At 36.5% G+C, this 17,989-nt stretch carries 20 protein-coding genes; 11 read left to right on the top strand and 9 right to left on the bottom strand.

The window, feature by feature from the left end; genetic code table 11:
- Nucleotides 1–3: 3 nt before the first annotated feature.
- The gene (gene purB, locus ACOH2D_RS09270; protein ID WP_348036860.1) at nt 4–1,347 is read right to left on the bottom strand and encodes an adenylosuccinate lyase; all 1,344 of its coding nucleotides are present in this window, start codon (nt 1,345–1,347) and stop codon (nt 4–6) included.
- 402 nt (nt 1,348–1,749) lie between these two features.
- Here purB and ACOH2D_RS09265 point away from each other — a divergent pair, with 402 nt between their 5' ends.
- Nucleotides 1,750–2,223: a heme-binding domain-containing protein gene (locus tag ACOH2D_RS09265; protein WP_348036862.1), complete on the top strand. Its 474-nt coding sequence runs from the start codon at nt 1,750–1,752 to the stop codon at nt 2,221–2,223.
- A 58-nt stretch (nt 2,224–2,281) separates the two neighbouring features.
- On the top strand, nt 2,282–3,517 hold the full coding sequence (locus ACOH2D_RS09260) for a glycosyltransferase family 4 protein (protein ID WP_348036864.1): 1,236 nt from the start codon (nt 2,282–2,284) through the stop codon (nt 3,515–3,517).
- 28 nt (nt 3,518–3,545) lie between these two features.
- Here the strand turns inward: ACOH2D_RS09260 and ACOH2D_RS09255 are convergent, their stop codons facing one another.
- On the bottom strand, nt 3,546–4,493 hold the full coding sequence (locus ACOH2D_RS09255; RefSeq protein ID WP_449535044.1) for an L-histidine N(alpha)-methyltransferase: 948 nt from the start codon (nt 4,491–4,493) through the stop codon (nt 3,546–3,548).
- Nucleotides 4,494–4,571: 78 nt separating this feature from the next.
- Nucleotides 4,572–5,720 (bottom strand): ergothioneine biosynthesis protein EgtB, encoded by a 1,149-nt coding sequence (gene egtB, locus ACOH2D_RS09250; protein WP_449535043.1) that lies wholly within the window; start codon nt 5,718–5,720, stop codon nt 4,572–4,574.
- A gap of 343 nt (nt 5,721–6,063) precedes the next feature.
- Between egtB and ACOH2D_RS09245 the strand changes: the two genes are divergently transcribed.
- The 3 genes from ACOH2D_RS09245 (at nt 6,064) to ACOH2D_RS09235 (ending at nt 9,448) form a co-directional block, all read left to right on the top strand.
- The gene (locus ACOH2D_RS09245) at nt 6,064–7,701 is read left to right on the top strand and encodes an ABC-F family ATP-binding cassette domain-containing protein (RefSeq protein WP_449535042.1); all 1,638 of its coding nucleotides are present in this window, start codon (nt 6,064–6,066) and stop codon (nt 7,699–7,701) included.
- Nucleotides 7,702–7,797: 96 nt separating this feature from the next.
- A complete protein-coding gene (locus tag ACOH2D_RS09240; protein WP_348035666.1) occupies nt 7,798–8,535 on the top strand; it encodes a phosphatase PAP2 family protein in 738 nt (245 codons plus the stop codon).
- A gap of 349 nt (nt 8,536–8,884) precedes the next feature.
- Entirely contained in the window at nt 8,885–9,448 is a 564-nt protein-coding gene (locus ACOH2D_RS09235) for a DUF4256 domain-containing protein (protein WP_449535041.1), read from the top strand.
- Nucleotides 9,449–9,736: 288 nt separating this feature from the next.
- Here ACOH2D_RS09235 and ACOH2D_RS09230 read toward each other — a convergent pair whose 3' ends face one another.
- Nucleotides 9,737–10,417 (bottom strand): SIR2 family NAD-dependent protein deacylase, encoded by a 681-nt coding sequence (locus ACOH2D_RS09230; protein WP_449535081.1) that lies wholly within the window; start codon nt 10,415–10,417, stop codon nt 9,737–9,739.
- A gap of 101 nt (nt 10,418–10,518) precedes the next feature.
- Between ACOH2D_RS09230 and ACOH2D_RS09225 the strand changes: the two genes are divergently transcribed.
- The 3 genes from ACOH2D_RS09225 to ACOH2D_RS09215 are packed head-to-tail and all read left to right on the top strand — an operon-like array spanning nt 10,519 to nt 11,162.
- Complete coding sequence (locus ACOH2D_RS09225) at nt 10,519–10,686, top strand: DUF4372 domain-containing protein (protein ID WP_449535040.1); 168 nt, start codon at nt 10,519–10,521, stop codon at nt 10,684–10,686.
- 54 nt (nt 10,687–10,740) lie between these two features.
- Nucleotides 10,741–10,917, top strand: coding sequence for a hypothetical protein (locus ACOH2D_RS09220; RefSeq protein WP_449535039.1), 177 nt, complete (start codon nt 10,741–10,743; stop codon nt 10,915–10,917).
- Nucleotides 10,918–10,946: 29 nt separating this feature from the next.
- A complete protein-coding gene (locus tag ACOH2D_RS09215) occupies nt 10,947–11,162 on the top strand; it encodes a hypothetical protein (protein ID WP_449535038.1) in 216 nt (71 codons plus the stop codon).
- Between the two features lie 342 nt (nt 11,163–11,504).
- Here ACOH2D_RS09215 and ACOH2D_RS09210 read toward each other — a convergent pair whose 3' ends face one another.
- Both ACOH2D_RS09210 and ACOH2D_RS09205 read right to left on the bottom strand, forming a co-directional pair.
- Nucleotides 11,505–11,975, bottom strand: a complete 471-nt coding sequence (locus tag ACOH2D_RS09210) for a hypothetical protein (protein WP_348035356.1) — start codon at nt 11,973–11,975, stop codon at nt 11,505–11,507.
- 269 nt (nt 11,976–12,244) lie between these two features.
- Entirely contained in the window at nt 12,245–13,609 is a 1,365-nt protein-coding gene (locus ACOH2D_RS09205; RefSeq protein ID WP_449535037.1) for an NAD-dependent succinate-semialdehyde dehydrogenase, read from the bottom strand.
- Nucleotides 13,610–13,854: 245 nt separating this feature from the next.
- Here ACOH2D_RS09205 and ACOH2D_RS09200 point away from each other — a divergent pair, with 245 nt between their 5' ends.
- From ACOH2D_RS09200 to ACOH2D_RS09190, 3 genes are read left to right on the top strand one after another with little or no spacing between them, the layout of a single operon-like run.
- Nucleotides 13,855–14,223: a YtxH domain-containing protein gene (locus tag ACOH2D_RS09200; RefSeq protein ID WP_348035358.1), complete on the top strand. Its 369-nt coding sequence runs from the start codon at nt 13,855–13,857 to the stop codon at nt 14,221–14,223.
- Nucleotides 14,224–14,232: 9 nt separating this feature from the next.
- Entirely contained in the window at nt 14,233–14,583 is a 351-nt protein-coding gene (locus ACOH2D_RS09195) for a phage holin family protein (RefSeq protein WP_348035359.1), read from the top strand.
- A 3-nt stretch (nt 14,584–14,586) separates the two neighbouring features.
- A complete protein-coding gene (locus ACOH2D_RS09190; RefSeq protein WP_348035360.1) occupies nt 14,587–14,790 on the top strand; it encodes a hypothetical protein in 204 nt (67 codons plus the stop codon).
- Here ACOH2D_RS09190 and ACOH2D_RS09185 read toward each other — a convergent pair.
- The 3 genes from ACOH2D_RS09185 to ACOH2D_RS09175 all read right to left on the bottom strand — a co-directional run bounded on the left by ACOH2D_RS09185 (nt 14,780) and on the right by ACOH2D_RS09175 (nt 17,658).
- The gene (locus tag ACOH2D_RS09185; RefSeq protein ID WP_449535036.1) at nt 14,780–15,829 is read right to left on the bottom strand and encodes a helix-turn-helix transcriptional regulator; all 1,050 of its coding nucleotides are present in this window, start codon (nt 15,827–15,829) and stop codon (nt 14,780–14,782) included. The two genes, ACOH2D_RS09190 and ACOH2D_RS09185, sit on opposite strands and share 11 nt — an antisense overlap.
- 392 nt (nt 15,830–16,221) lie before the next feature.
- Nucleotides 16,222–16,905 (bottom strand): ABC transporter ATP-binding protein, encoded by a 684-nt coding sequence (locus tag ACOH2D_RS09180; RefSeq protein ID WP_348035362.1) that lies wholly within the window; start codon nt 16,903–16,905, stop codon nt 16,222–16,224.
- Nucleotides 16,906–17,058: 153 nt separating this feature from the next.
- Nucleotides 17,059–17,658 (bottom strand): O-methyltransferase, encoded by a 600-nt coding sequence (locus tag ACOH2D_RS09175; protein WP_449535035.1) that lies wholly within the window; start codon nt 17,656–17,658, stop codon nt 17,059–17,061.
- Nucleotides 17,659–17,989 lie beyond the last annotated feature (331 nt).

Here is a 17,989-nt window from a genome sequence, read left to right as displayed (position 1 = left end):
CTTTTAAATCCCGGTATAATTACTAGGTGTAATTTGTTTAAGTTCTTCTTTAATTTCGTTTGAAACTTCTAAGGTATTAATGAAATCTGAAATCGATTTTTGATCAATTTTGGTATTTGTACGGGTTAAGCCTTTTAAGGCTTCATACGCATTTGGATAGGCTTCTCTACGCAAGATGGTTTGAATAGCTTCCGCAACAACGGCCCAGTTATTTTCAAGATCTTCTTGAAATTTAGGTTCATTCAATACCAATTTATCTAAACCTTGCAAGGTGCTTTTAAAGCCAATAAGTGTATGTCCAAAAGGCACACCTACATTTCTTAATACCGTGCTGTCCGTTAAATCACGCTGCAAACGGGAGATAGGCAATTTCGCAGATAAATGTTCGAAAATCGCATTGGCGATTCCTAAATTACCTTCACTGTTTTCAAAATCGATCGGGTTGACTTTATGTGGCATTGCGCTACTGCCAACTTCTCCTTCTTTAATTTTTTGTTTGAAATAATCCATGGACACATACGTCCAAATATCTCTGTTTAAATCTATCAGGATGGTGTTGATGCGTTTGAGGTTGTCAAATAACGCCGCCATGTGGTCATAATGCTCAATTTGCGTTGTAGGAAATGAATGCTGCAAGCCTAATGTTCCTTGGACGAACTTCGTTCCGAAAGCTTTCCAATCAATAGACGGATATGCGACTTTATGAGCGTTGAAATTTCCAGTAGCACCGCCAAATTTTGCCGCGCTCGGGATAGCATTCAGCAAATTAAACTGCTCTTCCAAACGCACTGCAAAAACCTCAATTTCTTTTCCTAAGCGTGTTGGAGATGCTGGTTGTCCATGTGTACGTGCTAACATTGGTATGTTTGCCCAGGCTTTAGACAGCTCTTTTAGTTTGTTGACTACATTTATATATTCAGGAACATAAACATCGTTCATGGCTTCCTTAATGCTTAAGGGGATGGCCGTGTTATTAATGTCTTGTGAAGTCAATCCAAAATGGATAAACTCTTTATATGGCTGAAGATTGAGCTTGTCAAATTTAGCTTTAATAAAATATTCAACAGCTTTGACGTCGTGGTTGGTTACTTTTTCAATGTCTTTTATGGCAAGCGCATCATCGGTTGAAAACTTTGTGTAAATGGCTCTTAAATCATCAAATTTAGAAGTGTCAAAATCTTTGAGTTGCGGCAATGGAATTTCGCATAGAGCAATGAAATAATCGATTTCTACCTGAACTCGGTATTTGATCAGTGCTTCTTCTGAAAAATAATCTGCTAAAGCGCTGACCTTACTTCTATATCTCCCATCAATTGGGGATATGGCATTTAATGATGTTAATGACATTTATTGCGTTGTTTTGTTGTGTTAAAAGAAGTTGCAAAGATAAGAAAGAAAGTTAGAAGTTAGGAACTTGAAATTCAAATTGAAATTTAAATCAAAGTTGAACTTGCCTGACCGTCCGCCTGCTCGTCCGTAGCTTTAGCGGAGGTGGGTAGCTTTTGCGAAGACGGGAAATTGAAAATGAAGTTGAATCATCTGCAATCGGCTAAAGGCCAAATTCCATTTTTTTGTTTCACCCTTGTGTTGCTTCGATAGAAATAATATGCAAAAATCATAGCGTCGATTTAAACTGAGTTAGGATGACTTATTTGTTGTAAAAGCGAAATGCTCGCACCATTTAATTCAGAACTAAAGGGTCAAATATTCTCCCGTTTTTTCATACTTTTAGGTATGAATCTAGCTAAAATGAAAATTTTAAAAAAGTTACTTGTGGTATTTGCCATTATTATAGTTGTGGCCCAATTTTTTGGCCCTCAAAGAAATGAAGCTGATATGCTATCCTTTGAACCTTTTTTCAAGGATACTAATCCACCGGAAGATGTGGTTTATTTACTTAAAGAAACCTGTTTTGATTGCCACAGTAATGTGACGCGTTATCCATGGTATGCCAAAATTACCCCAGTCAATTATTGGATGGCATCTCATGTGGCCGATGGAAAAAAAGAGTTTAACATTTCCGCATGGAATGGTTACTCAATAAAGAAGAAAGATAAAAAATTCAAAGAACTTATCGAAATGGTTGAAAAGAAGGAAATGCCTTTAAAATCTTATACCTTTGCGCATTCAGAAGCAAAATTAAGCGATGCCCAGATTGCGGCTGTTGTGGATTGGGGTAAGAAAGTAAGATTGAAATATAGTTTGGCGCCAAAACCGGAGTAGGTTTCAGTCTTCAGTCTTCAGTCTTCAGTCCTCGGTCATCCGTCAAAAAATACCATTCGTGTCAAATAACAAACTATTAATCATCGGTCATGTATGGCCAGAACCTAGAAGTTCCGCAGCAGGCGCTCGAATGATGCAGCTTATTGCAGCCTTTCAAAAGGAAGATTACGAAATCATTTTTGCAAGTGCTTGTGCCAAAAGTGATAATGCTTTCGACTTATCTGAAATTGACATCGTTCAGGCAAATATTGAGATGAACCATTCTAGTTTTGATCATTTTGTCAAGAGTTTTGGTCCAAATGTGGTGCTTTTTGATCGGTTTATGACGGAAGAGCAATTTGGATGGCGTGTTGCTGAACATTGCCCGAAGGCTTTAAGGCTCTTAGATACAGAAGATTTGCATAGCTTAAGAAAGGGAAGACATCAAGCTTTTAAAGATGGAAATGATTTTAGCGATGCTTATCTATTCAATGACGTCGCAAAACGCGAAGTGGCAAGCATATATCGGTGTGATGTGAGTTTGATCATTTCTGAAGTGGAAATGGATTTATTGAAGAAGGACTTTAAGGTGCCTGAGGATTTATTGTTCTATTTGCCATTTCAATGTGATCCAATTTCTGAAAGGACGATTCAAAACTTACCATCGTTTGACCAGCGCGACCATTTTATTACAATTGGCAATTTTCTGCATGAACCTAATTATGATGCTGCTTTATATTTAAAGGAAAGCATTTGGCCCTTGATAAGACAACAACTTCCAAAAGCTCAATTGTATATTTATGGGGCTTACGCTTCTCAGAAAGTGAATCAGTTGCATCATGAAGGCAGCGGATTTTTGATTAAAGGTTTTGCAGAAGATGTGCAGGCTGTGATGGCGACCGCAAAAGTATGTTTAGCGCCTTTGCGTTTTGGCGCTGGATTAAAGGGCAAGCTCGTTGATGCCATGCAAAACGGAACGCCTTGTGTAATGACTGCTATCGCTGCTGAAGGAATGTTTGGCAGTTTAGAGCCTAACGGTTTTATTGAAGATACTTCAGAAGAATTTGCTGAAAAAGCGATTTTACTTTATCAAAACGAATCGCTTTGGAAAGAAAAACAAAACAATGGTTTTAAAGTTCTAAATGAACGTTTTGATAAGACTTTTTTTCACGACCGATTATTTTCTAAAATAAATGAAATTATAGAACATCTGCAAAAACACCGACACCAGAACTTTACGGGGCAAATGTTACAACATCATCATTTTCAGTCTACTAAATATATGGGCAAATGGATAGAAGAGAAGAATAAATAAGGTTGATGCTATTCAAAAGTTTTATTCATCAGCATTTCTCCAAAATATAATCGGCAAAAAGATTTTGAGAATCGGTTAATCGGTCCATGATTTTTAGAGAAGAATGTGCTAAAATCCCATTCAAAATCTGGTCATTATATTTTCTGCTGGTTTCCATGTGTATTTTTTCGCCTTTTTTGAATCTAAAGGTTTTATCTAAACTTTTGATGGTAATAATTTGGTCTTTTTTGCTTACCAAAAAACTTCTGGCTATACCTTCTTCTTCGTCGTATTCTGGTTTGTGTTCAAAAGTGTCGGTCTCAAAATCAGCCTCCAACTCGTTGTTGATACGTGTTAATAAGTTTAGATTGAAGCGTTTCGTAATTCCTTGTGCGTCATTGTATGCAGGAAGCACAATGGATTTTGGTTTTATCAAGTCCACGCCAAGCACTATTTTATCGCCTGTTTTAAGATTATCATTTAATTTACTAATCAACTCCTTCGCCTTTTCATCGGAAAGATTGCCGATGTTTGAACCTAAAAACAATACAATAATCGAATATTCGGAGGCTTTTAAATCGGCTAAAACATTAAAGTAATCGCCTTGTTTGGGATTGATTTTTACCGTTGGTAATTCTTGGTTAATCGAAACTTTTAAATGTTTCAGGGCGTTTTCTGAAATATCAATCGGTACATATCTAAAATTATAATCCTGATGATCCAGTGCTTTTAAAAGTTGTTTCGTTTTTGTGCCATCGCCAGCGCCCAATTCCACCAGTTTAAAAAATGGTGTTTTATGCAGTTGTAAAGCATTGATAAGTTCCTGCGTTTGATTTTTAAATATCTCAAGTTCTGCATTCGTAAGATAGTACTCTGGCATGTTCATAATTTCTACAAACAGCGCATCGCCGATTTCATCATAAAAATACTTGGAGGGTAAAGTTTTGTTGGTGGCACTTAAACCAAGATCGATGTCTTTTTGAAAATTCCTGTTCATTGTTTAGCTGTTTTTTTGGAATTTTGAATTTCTATTTTTTTTAAATTTATTACATCAAGTGCTCTGCACCGAGGTAGTTTATTTAGCAAGTCTGATTCCTGAAAACTGCCATTGCATTTGCGGATGGTAAAAATTCCGATACGTATTTCGGCTGTGATTTGGCGCCGTAATACTGGAGGCTCCTCGCAAAACCATCTGATTGATCATAAATTTACCATTGTATTCGCCAACGGCACCTTTGGCGGTTTTAAATTTGGGATAGGGAAGGTAAGCACTATTCGTTAATTCCCAATGTGTGCCCCAGTTGAGTTGATTTGAAGCCACTTCCCATTCAAATTCCGTAGGCAAACGATAACCTTTCCACTGCGCAAATGCCGAGGCCTCATAAAATGAAATATGGGTTAAAATAGCATTTTTGTCAATTGGTTCCAGGCCAGATAAGGTGTATTGCTGCCATTGATTATCGACATGCGTCCAATATAATGGATGTTCTAGGCGATTGGTATTGACCCAAAACCACCCTTCATCTAACCAGAACTCAGGTTTTTTATAACCATCATCAATTATAAATGCCATAAAATCCCCGTAAGTCACAAGTCCACTGCAAATTTCAAAAGATTCCACAAACACACGATGTGCGCCCAATTCATTATCAAAACAAAAATCGTCTGTAGTATGACCAATGCTATAAATACCTTCAGGAATTTTTAACCAATCGGTAGATTTATTAAAATGATGGACATGATTGTTTTCAAATAGTTTTGGACATAGCGGATTTAAAGATAGGGTGTACTTAATATCTGTAATTAACAACTCCTGATGCTGTTGTTCGTGGTTGATTCCCAAAACACCCAAAGTTATGATGTTTTCATCAGTGGTTGACTCCAGTAGATTTATCATCGCTTGATCCACGTAAGCTCTAAACTCGTAAATTTTTTCAACTTTAGGCCGTGTCAATAGACCTCTATTTTGCCGTTCAATACGTTCGCCAATACTGTTGTAATAACTGTTGAAAAGGAATCCGAAATCGTCATCAAAAACCTTATAACCGAGAACATTATTTTTGAGAATCATCTCTTCAAAAAACCAGGTTACATGGGCGATATGCCATTTTGGAGGACTTGAGAATATGGCAGATTGCGGTGTGTAATCCTCAATTTGTAAAGGTTTGCACAGGGTTTCTGTGCGTTGGCGTGTTTCAATATAGCGTTGGGTAAGTGCTTTCATGGTTACTATAAAGATACTAAGGATTTTACGGAATTAAACTGAAGATATTGATAGGAGTATCTTTTCTATCGAATGGGATATAATAAAATAGGAGGTTGCAATTTGGGAGGGTTTGGCATAAGTATGTGGTTGGTGGGGATGAGGCATTAGGCATGAGGTATTAGTGAGTTGTTTAAATAATTGGGATTAAATGTATTTTTTATTGTAGCTGACTACCAACTACTAACTACCAACTGAAGACTGCTGACTGCCAACTGAAGACTGTCGACTGATTTTTTATTTGAAATTTTAAATTGATCGCATATCAAAATATATTATAGTTTTGCAACTCTAAAATAAAACTATGATTTCAGTCGATAATTTAGCTGTAGAGTTTGGTGGAACGGCCTTGTTTAGTGAGGTATCGTTTACCATAAATGAAAATGATAAAATAGCCCTAATGGGTAAAAATGGTGCGGGAAAATCGACAATGATGAAAATTATTGCGGGCGAACAAAAGCCAACTAAAGGCCATGTGCGTTTTCCAAAGGATGCTGTCATTGCCTATTTGCCACAACATTTATTGACTGAAGATAACTGTACCGTTTTTGAGGAAGCCTCTAAAGCTTTTGCTCATGTGTATGCCATGCGCAATGAAATGGATGCGTTGAATAAAGCTCTGGAAACCAGAACGGATTACGATTCTGATGAATACATGCAAATCATTCAGAAAGTATCTGATTTGGGCGAAAAGTATTATGCTTTAGAGGATGTCAATTATGATGCTGAGGTTGAAAAAGCATTAGGTGGATTGGGCTTTAAACGTGAGGATTTTACAAGATTGACCAGCGAGTTCAGTGGTGGATTTCGTATGCGGATCGAATTGGCGAAAATCTTATTGCAAAAACCAGATTTGATTCTTCTGGATGAGCCCACGAACCATATTGATATTGAATCGGTCATTTGGCTGGAAGATTTCTTGCTCAACAAAGCGAACGCCGTGATGGTTATTTCCCACGATAAGGCATTTATCGACAATATTACCAATAGAACGATTGAAGTGACAATGGGGCGGATTTACGACTATAAAGCCAATTATTCTCATTATTTGCAATTGCGAGAAGATCGACGTTCACACCAAATCAAGGCTTACCAAGAGCAACAACGCTTTATTGCTGATAATATGGCTTTTATTGAGCGTTTTAAAGGCACCTATTCCAAGACCAATCAAGTCAATTCACGAGAGAAGATGCTTGAAAAACTCGAAATTATCGAGGTGGATGATATCGATACTTCGGCTTTGAAATTACGTTTTCCACCTTCGCAACGTTCAGGAGATTATCCTGTAACCGTAAAGGATTTATCAAAATCTTACGACGATCATGTGGTGTTCAAAAATGCGAATATGTCTATTTCAAGAGGGGAGAAGGTTTCTTTTGTAGGACGAAATGGCGAAGGGAAATCGACGATGATCAAAGCCATTATGGGGGAAATTGAGGTAGAAGGCAGTTGCCATTTGGGACATAATGTGAAGGTTGGCTATTTTGCTCAAAACCAAGCCTCGCTGCTCGATGAAAGTCTGACCATTTTTCAAACCGTTGATGAGGTTGCCGAAGGCGATGTAAGGACTCAAGTCAAGAATATCCTTGGACGTTTTATGTTTAAGGGCGATGATATTGATAAAAAAGTCAGTGTGCTTTCGGGTGGAGAAAAAACACGATTGGCCATGGTAAAATTACTATTGGAACCTGTTAATTTATTAATTTTGGATGAGCCAACGAATCACTTGGATCTAAAATCAAAAGACGTTTTAAAAGAAGCACTTTTGGATTTTGACGGTACTTTGATCTTGGTTTCGCACGATCGTGACTTTCTACAAGGCCTATCCGAAAAAGTATTCGAATTTAAAGACCAACGGGTCATTGAGCATTTTGAAACTATTGACGATTTCTTAGTTAGAAATAGGATAGAAAATTTAAAGGAGATTGATTTAAGGAAATAGGGTTATTGTTGATTGGTTTCTTTTATCTTCGATTTGTGACTTAGTTTTATGATTTTTTACTAAATTCTGGAAGATAATTTTGAGTAACAATACCTTATGAGAAAAACCATCAAACTCTTAATCGATAAGTTAAGAGCTTTTTTAAGAGAAAAACTGCATCAATATGATGTGACACTTCCGTATGTCATTACCCTTATTATTGCGCTTATTTTCGTTGTTGGCGGCATCAATTTATTTGTAGAGCTTACAGAAAGTTTAAAAACAGATTTGCTGGCCGATTATGACCAACAAATCGCAGCCTATGTCATTTCACATCGCAACCCAGCACTTACCAAATATTTTATTTTTGTCACTCATGTCGGCGACATTTATGGTTATGCCGCCGTTTTAATCGCTTTTACTTTAATGTCCATCTTCGTGTTTAAGAATTGGAAATATATCATTCAAATTGTTCTTGTTTTGATTCTTTCGGCGGTGTCAAATTTGATGCTTAAGCGTTTTATAGATCGGGCAAGACCTGGGATTGAGCATATGGTATCGGTAGAAACATTAAGTTATCCTAGCGGACATGCAATGAGTGCCATGGCGTTTTATGGGTTTTTGATATATCTGTTTTATAGATTTAAGATCAACATATTTTTGAAGATTGGCGTCATTCTACTTTTGGGACTTCTTATTTTGAGCATCGGTCTAAGTCGAATTTATCTGGGCGTTCACTTTCCTTCGGATATTGCTGGTGGTTATATTGCCGGTTTTATTTGGGTCGTATTTTGTGTGCTTCTATTTAATTTGATTGATGTTTTTAGACGTGATCCGAGAACGCCTATAGTTTAGGATATTGATGTTCAAAGCCGTTTAATTCTTTTATAACCAACTATTATTTAGATTGCTTTTTTTTAAAATACCTGAGAATCTATAAGTTAACTTTCTGTTTGAGAGTTTCCTAATTTTAAGGTAAATCCCGAAGGAAGTACCGAGATAATCAGTGTAAATCCATAAAATCAGCCTCATCAGCGTTCTATTAATTATTCATAATTTTGTTCTAATTCCAAACTTATGATTTATAACGGCGTATTGTTTTTTTTACTGTATAGTAATGAAGATCTAGTATTGAAGGTCATGATTTTGTGAAAATATTTTAACTTGGTTATTGCAAAATGTTACATCTCCAAAAGATACAATTATGACAATTCAACATCTCTTAACCCAAGAACAATCCGAAACCCTTATCCGAATTATAAAGACGCGTTTTGAGACCAATCAAAATCGACATCAGGATTTGAAATGGTCTGATGTGGAAGCACGTCTTAAAGAATTCCCTGCAAAATTATGGTCGCTCAATGAAATGGAACGCACTGGTGGCGAACCTGATGTTGTAGATCATGATAGTAAAACGGGAGAAATTATTTTTTATGATTGCTCAGAAGAGAGCCCGAAAGGTCGGAGAAGTATCTGTTATGACCGTGAAGGCCTGGAATCCAGAAAAGAACATCCACCAAAACATACCGCTATTGATATGGCGAATGAAATGGGAGTCGAACTTTTAACCGAAGATGATTATCGCGCTTTACATAAACTGGGCACATTTGATTCAAAAACATCGAGTTGGTTAAAAACACCTTCGGAGATTAGAAAACTAGGAGGTGCTATTTTTGGAGATTTTAGATATGACCACGTGTTTGTATATCATAATGGGGCGCAATCGTATTATGCGGTTAGAGGGTTTCGGGCGTCTCTTATTGTTTAAACATTTTATCATACACAGAATTTCATGGAGCCTTATTGCCTATAAACCTCTTTTATTTTTTATGACAAAAAACAATTTATTAACTTAAATTTGATAAAAAAGAGCATTTATTTTGCGTCCCTTGCGCAGTACTTTGCGTCCCTTGCGGTTAATAGTTGTTTTTTAAACGCAAGGAGCGCTAGGTTTTTTCGCTAAGGTCGCAAAGTGATATTAGTGAATAAGAAGATAGGCTGACGGGCAGGTATTTTCATTTTCAATTTCAACTTGGTTACTGAGCTTGTCGAAGTATCACCTCCCTTCCAGAATTCCAATAACCTTCTTAACGCCAAGTGTTGCCGTTTCAGCAATGACCGTCAAATTGCCACGACTTTCCATAGCAGGATTAGGATCTATAAAATAAGTAGGCGTGCCTTCAGGTACATAATGCATTAATCCCGCTGCAGGATATACTTGCATCGAGGTGCCAATAATGATCAAAACATCAGCAGTGGCACAAACTTCCATTGCTTTTTCAATCATAGGTACGGCTTCTCCAAACCATACAATATGAGGTCTTAGTTGGTGTCCTTGTGGACAAGTGTCGCCTAATTTGATGTCTTCCTGGTGATCAAAATAACTCAGCTCATCAATAACATTTCTGGCTTTTAGCAATTCGCCATGCAAATGGATAACGTTGGAGCTTCCTGCACGTTCATGCAAGTCGTCAACATTTTGCGTGATGATAGAAACCTTATAATCTTTTTCAAATGAAGCCAAGTCAAAATGTGCGGCATTAGGTTTGACAGTCAGCAATTGTCGTCTACGCTGATTATAAAAGTCTAAAACAAGTTCAGGATTGTCTTTAAAGCCTTCTGGTGTTGCGACTTTCATCACATCATGGCCTTCCCATAATCCGTCCGAATCTCTAAACGTTTTTAATCCACTTTCAGCACTCATTCCAGCGCCAGTAAGGATAACAATATGTTTCATCTCTTTTTTAATTTGTTTCATTGTTGTCCGTTAAAAATGGAGCCATTATAAATGGCTCCTTGAATAATATCGTGAATTAGCATTGCAAAATTCATAATACGATGGGTAAAAGTAATTATTTTTCTAGTAAGTCTGTTTTCGGACAGCTCATTTCTTTAATAGACGATTCTTTGGTAAGAAAAGAGGTCGAAAAATGTGATTCAGCCCGTTACACCAAACGGTTTACCACAAAAGACCATTCGATAAGTATGCTTTTTTGTTCATTTTAAAAGTGTACATCACTTCGAGATATATCTGGTTCAATTCTGGGTCTATCGGTAAAAATGAATGGTTTTCAGTTAAACCATATCCCTAAAAGAAGTACCTTATCTGATGCCAACAAGAAAAAGGATGTTTTGGTTTTTGAAAATATTTTATCATCAATTATTAAAACAATAAAGCGATTTTTTATCGGACAGCCAAATCAAAGATGTCATGAAAAAGCAGGTGAAGATTTTTAAAACAGAACTTTCCATTGAAATATTTCTAGGTGGACAATAAAAATGCAATCAAGATACAGATTTATTGTGTTTTGATGGTCAATCTTTGGCTTGCTGTGATAGAGAAGAAACTGAAGCGCAATTGGGCATTTTCAAATTTGGTCAGCTTCTGTAAAATCCATCTTTTCAATTACATCAATTTGATGAAATTTCTAGAAAACCCAGAAAAAGACTGGATTATTGATAAAGCAGAGCAAGAACAATAATCCTTTAATTGGTGGCCTGTTTTTGATAAAACATAAAAATCATAGCGTAAAAGATTGATAATCAAATAAATGAAAATTAAAGCCAAGTGGATTAATCATTTATCGGGCATTAATGTTTCACAATATATGATTTGCTAATCTTAAATTCAGCGAACACAAAGATTCCTCCTTACTAATTGGAAGTCATTTTCAATTTCGTTTTCAAATTCCCGACTCCGCTGAAGCTACAAACGCTCTGGCAATTTCATCGCGCTCCTTGCGCGGAACTTTGCGTCCTTTGCGTTTAAGGTATTTATGACCATTTTAAGTTTAAAGTATTTATGACCATTTTAAGTAGTCTGCTTATTCAATACGTCTGTAGTTTTCTGAATAAAGACGATTGCCTTTATTATCAACTTCAATTTGACTAAACTTGTTTCTTCCCAATGAGATCTCATATTTGAATTCTTTTTTCTCTTGGATAATGCGACGCATCATTTCTGAACCATATTCTAAAGTTTCGGTAAGTTCAACGTTTCCGTCATCTAGGCTGTAGTTTCCATAGCCGAACCATTCGATAGAATCGGAGGGAACACTTTTGTTCCACATAACTTTAGTGTCCGTATACATTTTGACTTGTCTAAAACCATGGTAGGTTTTAAATGAGTCAGCAATCTTGTTATTTACATAGTGGTAATAGCTCACCAGTTCCCAAACGCCATTAAGTTTTAATGACTTGTCTTTCTTGTCAGCACTTGAATTGTGAATTGAATTTTTGTGCTCATTACAAGCAATAAATACGATAGTAATTACAATAAGGACTAAAAGTTTCATGAGCTTAAGTTTTGATTATTAAGGCCAATGGATTTCTAATTTACAAAAGTCAGACGATTTTTCTTAATCAAAGATGTGTTTGACACTTTTATGACATTTCTAAACACATCTTTTATTGTTGCTTTGTATCGCTTTAGACGACTAGTTGTCTCTTGTCGAAGATCAGCTACTAGACAATTTCAGAGGTAATTGAATCGTCGCTTAAAACCATTCAAAATAATCAGTACTATAGCAATCAACAAAACCAGGGATTTTATAACGGTGTCTTTTTAGTGGTTGATAAAAACCGTTTTTTTATTTACAAATTCATGGATGCCTTCTTTTGAAAGTTCCCGACCATAGCCAGAAGCCTTTGTGCCACCGAACGGCAATCGTGCGTCCGATTTGACCATTTCGTTTATAAAATAAGCGCCGTCCTCAATAGTGTCAATAAAATTTTCTGCCGTTTCAATAGATTGCGTGAATACCATGGTGCCTAAGCCATATTTTGTGTCAGTTGCCATTTTAAAAGCTTCTTCCGTATTTTTAACCTTGATTATAGCGGCAACAGGACCAAAGGTTTCTTCTTTAAATACGGGCATTTCGGGAGTGATATCCGTTAAAATGGTCGGTTCAAAGTAGGCGTCTTTTTGATTGTTTCCTATGTCCACGGTGGCTCCTAATTTGACGGAATCGTCGATTTGCTTTTTTAAAGTCTTTGCTAAGTCGGCTCTCGCCAAAGTACCAATGGTCGTTTGCTTGTCCATGGGGTCGCCAAATTTTAGTGCAGCGACTTTCTCTTTAAATAGCTTTAAGAAAGTATCATAGATATTCTCAGTGACAATAAAACGCTTAGCCGCAATACAACTTTGTCCCGTATTTTGCATTCTAGCGTTGACCATGGTGTCCATGTACTTGTCCAAGTTAGCGTCATCAAGAACAATGCAAGCGTTGCTGCCGCCCAGTTCAAGAACGGTTTTCTTTAAATTTTTACCAGCGGTTGCGGCAATATTCCGACCAGCTTCTTCACTTCCCGTTAAGGTCACTGCTTTTATGATGTCATTTGCGATAATTTTTTCAACGGCCTCATGATTGGCAAGTATGGTCGTGAAGCAACCCTTTGGATAGCCTGCCTTTTCGAAAAGTTTCTCAATGGCCAAGGCGCAACCAGTAACATTGGCGGCGTGTTTTAAGATTGTTGTGTTTCCTGCCGTTACTGTTGGGATGGCAAATCGAAGTACTTGCCAGAAAGGAAAGTTCCAAGGCATAATCGCTAAAATAGTGCCTAACGGATCATAGCTTATAAAACTTTCTGAAGCATCAGTTTCAATGAGTTCATCTGCTAAAAAATCATCAGCATTTGTCGCATAAAAATCACATAAGGTCAGGCATTTTTCAATCTCAGAAATACTTTGGTTAATGGGTTTTCCCATTTCTAAAGTCATCAGTATTGCCAGATCGTCCTTGTCATCTTCTATAATTTGCGCAAGGTTCATTAAGAGACTACAGCGCTCCTTAATGGGCGTAATCTTCCATTGGTGAAATGTCTTGTCGGATGTTTCTAAAATATGATGTAAATCTTCAGAGCTGTGAAGTTGGTATTCTTTTAAGGATTGATTGTTAAAAGGATTAACAGTTTTAATTGAATTGCTCATGGTAGTATCATTTTATGTTAAATTAGTTGTAAAATAACTTTAACATTTTGGTTATCATGCTGTAAGTTGGTAGCTTGTAACAAAGTGATTTTCGAAATTATACTAAATAAATAGAGACTGCAAGTACAATCGTGTAATAGTCAAAATTTTTTCTTTTTGAGCTAATGCCAACAGCGATTCTGTTATAATTTTGAAATTAATTAAGAAATCAAATCAATATTAATAATTTAAAAATAAATAATATTATGGGAAATAATAGTAGTACTAACACACTGATCGGAATTTTAGCTGGTACAGCAATTGGCGCAACATTAGGAATTTTATTTGCGCCTGATAAAGGTGTTAACACGAGACAAAGAATTTCAGACGAGGCATTGGCAGCAAGAGATAGAATTGCAGAAGGCGCTATGTCAGCAAGAGATACTATTGCTAGTAAAGCATCACATTTAAGAGATAATATTGTAGATTCGGTAACTCATAAAGCACAAACGCTTGATGAAAAAGTAGAATCCATTGTGTCTGATGCGAGCCATAAAACAGAAGATGTCATTAAAACATTAGAAGCCAAATTGGAGGCTTTGAGAGAAAAAAATAAAAAATTCCAAAAATCATAAATTTAAGATATGAGCATTTTTGAATCTATAAATAATACGTCCAATAAAGCAACGGATATTGGTGAAAGATACATAGATAAATCTTTCGAATATTTTAAACTAAAAATATTTCAACAATTGACCTATACCATCAGTATGATTGGTAAAGCGCTAATTATTGGAGCCGTATTATTTATAGGTTTAATTTTATTGTCCGTTTCTGCAGCTATAGCAATAGGTGATGCCTTGCAGAATGTGGCTTTAGGCTATCTCATTATGGGAGGCGTATTCATGATAATAGGTCTTATTATTTATAAAGTGAGATATGTTGTGGATGCTAAAATAATTGAAAAAATCCAAATTAAATTCTTTAAATCTTAGTCCATGAAAATCTACAAATCTTTTGACGAAATCGACTATGAGTTGAGCCGATTGAAACTTGAACAGCAGATTGCCTGGGAAGAAATTAAAGGAATCAAGCATGATTTTAAGGAAGATATGAAACCTCTTAATTGGGTCAATACGGCTGTAAAATTAGCTGGAAAATATGGCGTTATTCTCCTAATGAAAAAGTTTTTTAGGCGATAGCATCATATTCGTCAGAGCCATTGATGTAAACCACCTTCTTTTTAAATTCATGTGGAGTCATCTCGTATTTTTCCTTGAATATTTTAGAGAAATAACTTCGGCTTGTAAAACCAATGGTATATACAATTTGTGAAATGTTCAAATCTGTTGTGTTCATCAGGTCCCGTGCAGCTTCCAAACGTATATGTCTTATATATTCAGTAACCGTCCGAGCGTACAAGAATTTAAATCCTTCCTGCAATTTAGCTTGAGAAAGCGCAGCCTCTTTCGAAATTTGATCCAGATTATAATTTAATGACGGATCTTCTAATATTTTATTGGCTTGATTTCTAATGATTTTCAACTCCTCTTTTAAAAGTGAACTCGGCACGGTATCATTGTTTTGATATCTATCATGTCGCGCTATATGCATGGCCAGCAAATGGTAAACTTCGCCTTCGATTTGTAGCACACGAGTCATCCCTTCAGTTTTAAGATCACGAAGTGTTTTAACATAATCTTCCATCCTTAAATGGATTGGACTGTAATAGGCAAATTCTGAATGGTCTTTATCGTCCATAAAAACCCTATAAAGGTTTTCGTTGAGTTCAGATAATTGGTTGTTTCGTCTTTTTATAAACTCCGTTCTTATAATCCGTATATCATTAATAATGACATGAATACCTTTTGTGAAAAGCGCATGCAACTCCAAGTTTTTTTTAGAAACGATGATTGAAGAATGGTATTGTTCGGTAGTATGAAAAGCGCTTTCATTACCAAAACGATGCTGATAACTGCCTTGAGAGCAATATGAAAAGTGTAAAGGATTTGTGTTTTCATTGCCATATACAAACAAAATATCCTCAAAAAAAATAGCGTCAAATTCCATGAGACTAACGCCCCAATCGAATGAGATGCATTTTATGGAACCTTTTACGAGATCATTATCGAATGTCAAGGTGAATTCTCCCCACCGCTCAGTGATATTTCCTCCAAAATAATTTTGCATTTGCGCTAACCCACCTTCAGTAGTCGTCGCATTAACAATAACTTCTATCATAGCATATTCATATTCAAAATAAATACATGCGTAGGTTCTTAAATATAAAATAATTTAAAGAAGTAAACAAAAAATAACGATATAAATGTGTTTAATTACAAATTGGTCATTAGCATCTACATATCCGCAGCCTACATTATCCATATTTGACCATTCTCTCATTCTTGTATTTTCCATAAATGATATCTCAGCCATTGTTTTTTACCAACAATTCAATCTATAGAACAGATATAAAGGAATACATTTGCGATAGTGCATCTACACATACCCAGATAAAAATAATAAACTTATTTCTTAACATTGCGAGTGAGACTGTGACTGAGACTGCCGTCCGTAGCTTTAGCGAAGGCGGGAAGACTGCCAACTGCCGACTGAAGACTGCCAACTAGCCCCTAATTCCGCTCATCACTCTCAATCATGCCGTCTCGTAAGCGGATGACACGCGCAGCTCTTTTTGCAACATCTTCTTCGTGGGTAACCACAATAACAGTGTTTCCTGCATTATGGATGTCGTCAAATAATTGGAGGATTTCCAATGAGGTTTTAGAATCTAAATTCCCTGTAGGCTCATCGGCTAAAATAATGGAAGGTTTATTGACCAAAGCGCGACCTACTGCTACACGTTGACGTTGACCGCCCGAAAGTTCATTCGGTTTGTGGTGAATACGATCCGCTAGGCCGACATCAGTCAATACTTGTGTGGCGCGAGCGTTTCGATCAGCTTTTGATGCGCCTGCATAAATCATGGGTAAGGCCACATTGTCTAATGCTGTGGTTCTTGGCAATAAGTTAAACGTCTGAAATACGAAACCGATTTCCTTATTTCTGATTTCGGCCAACTCGTCATCGCTCAATTTGCTGACATCTTTATTGTTCAGAATATATTGACCTGAGGTAGGCGTGTCCAAACAGCCCAAAAGATTCATCAGCGTTGATTTTCCAGAACCCGAAGGTCCCATAATAGCCACATAATCGCCACGTTCAATATCCAGATCAATGCCTTTTAAAACATAAACGGTTTCTGAGCCTAACTGAAAGTTTCTGACGATATTTCTAATGTGAATGACGTTGTCCATGTGGTGGTTTTAGGTTTAAGGTTCCCGCCTTCGCAAAAGCTACGGACGGGTAAGCGAAGTTACAAATTCCAAATTTCAAACTTGGAACTTTAATCTCGGAACTTTCTGAGTTAATAGATTTACGAGGTATAGGACGTTCAAAGTCTAAAGATGTTACACTCTAATTTTAAAATGTTCTTTCGCCTGTTCTTTTCTAAAGAAAACAATGCCCCAATTAAAAATGTCCACTGTAACGGTTACTTGCGGATGTGCTTTAATGATTTCCCATGCTTCCGTCATGCTTTTAGACCAATAAATATCATCAAAAATAAAGACAGAATCATTATGTGCGGTCGGAAATAACATTTTAAAATAGGTTAATGTCGCTTCTTTGGAATGGTGTCCATCAAAAAAAATAAGATCCCATTTGTGTAGTGTTAATCCTAGAAGTTCTTCTTTAAAATCGCCTTGAATGGCTTTAATGTTCGAAACTCTTTTATTCGAGAATTGTTGTTGGGCAACTTTTAATATTTGTGAACATCCTTCAATAGTTGAGATGCTTGCTTTAGGGTTTCCCAAAGCCAACGCATAGGTGCCAATACCAAGATTGGTTCCCAATTCTAAAATGGACGCCGGTTGAAAATACCGAATTATTCTAAATAGCAGTTTGGTGTTTTTTAAGGAAGTTCCCGATGTTTTTGCAATGGCGTTGATGGCGCGCTTATCGGAGTTGAAAACTTTTGACCCAGAGCCAAAATCGGTAATCGTGATCATTTCTGAATTTTGAAGTAACTCTGAACGATAAGTTTTCAGCGCTTCATATTCAGAGTAATTTGTTTTGTCATAAAAACACTTCGTTACCAAATCATAAACAAACGGGGAGTGGACACCGTGTTGGTTGCTTGATTTTAAAAGGAATTTTATATAGGAGAGAATTTGATGCAAAATTTACTGTTTCTTGTTTCTGTTGTTTCTGTTGTTTCTTGTTTCAAGCTGGCAGAATTAAGATTGTTTAATCAATTTCAACCAATCTATCATCATATAGAACGCTGATGACGCTGATTTTTGTTGATGATCACTGATTTTTTGGATAATAATTCACGTT

Source organism: Gelidibacter sp. (genome assembly GCF_053579655.1).
The sequence above is the reverse complement of the archived record's forward strand: the minus strand, read 5'-3'. Positions and strand labels throughout refer to the sequence as shown.

Bases quoted from the DNA above. Each gene is read 5' to 3' on its own strand.
- purB (WP_348036860.1), bottom strand. From the start codon at position 1,347: ATGTCATTAACATCATTAAATGCCATATCCCCAATTGATGGGAGATAT.
- ACOH2D_RS09265 (WP_348036862.1), top strand. From the start codon at position 1,750: ATGAAAATTTTAAAAAAGTTACTTGTGGTATTTGCCATTATTATAGTT.
- ACOH2D_RS09255 (WP_449535044.1), bottom strand. From the start codon at position 4,493: ATGAACAGGAATTTTCAAAAAGACATCGATCTTGGTTTAAGTGCCACC.
- egtB (WP_449535043.1), bottom strand. From the start codon at position 5,720: ATGAAAGCACTTACCCAACGCTATATTGAAACACGCCAACGCACAGAA.
- ACOH2D_RS09245 (WP_449535042.1), top strand. From the start codon at position 6,064: ATGATTTCAGTCGATAATTTAGCTGTAGAGTTTGGTGGAACGGCCTTG.
- ACOH2D_RS09240 (WP_348035666.1), top strand. From the start codon at position 7,798: ATGAGAAAAACCATCAAACTCTTAATCGATAAGTTAAGAGCTTTTTTA.
- ACOH2D_RS09235 (WP_449535041.1), top strand. From the start codon at position 8,885: ATGACAATTCAACATCTCTTAACCCAAGAACAATCCGAAACCCTTATC.
- ACOH2D_RS09230 (WP_449535081.1), bottom strand. From the start codon at position 10,417: ATGAAACATATTGTTATCCTTACTGGCGCTGGAATGAGTGCTGAAAGT.
- ACOH2D_RS09225 (WP_449535040.1), top strand. From the start codon at position 10,519: ATGGGTAAAAGTAATTATTTTTCTAGTAAGTCTGTTTTCGGACAGCTC.
- ACOH2D_RS09220 (WP_449535039.1), top strand. From the start codon at position 10,741: ATGAATGGTTTTCAGTTAAACCATATCCCTAAAAGAAGTACCTTATCT.
- ACOH2D_RS09210 (WP_348035356.1), bottom strand. From the start codon at position 11,975: ATGAAACTTTTAGTCCTTATTGTAATTACTATCGTATTTATTGCTTGT.
- ACOH2D_RS09205 (WP_449535037.1), bottom strand. From the start codon at position 13,609: ATGAGCAATTCAATTAAAACTGTTAATCCTTTTAACAATCAATCCTTA.
- ACOH2D_RS09200 (WP_348035358.1), top strand. From the start codon at position 13,855: ATGGGAAATAATAGTAGTACTAACACACTGATCGGAATTTTAGCTGGT.
- ACOH2D_RS09195 (WP_348035359.1), top strand. From the start codon at position 14,233: ATGAGCATTTTTGAATCTATAAATAATACGTCCAATAAAGCAACGGAT.
- ACOH2D_RS09190 (WP_348035360.1), top strand. From the start codon at position 14,587: ATGAAAATCTACAAATCTTTTGACGAAATCGACTATGAGTTGAGCCGA.
- ACOH2D_RS09185 (WP_449535036.1), bottom strand. From the start codon at position 15,829: ATGATAGAAGTTATTGTTAATGCGACGACTACTGAAGGTGGGTTAGCG.
- ACOH2D_RS09180 (WP_348035362.1), bottom strand. From the start codon at position 16,905: ATGGACAACGTCATTCACATTAGAAATATCGTCAGAAACTTTCAGTTA.
- ACOH2D_RS09175 (WP_449535035.1), bottom strand. From the start codon at position 17,658: ATGATCACGATTACCGATTTTGGCTCTGGGTCAAAAGTTTTCAACTCC.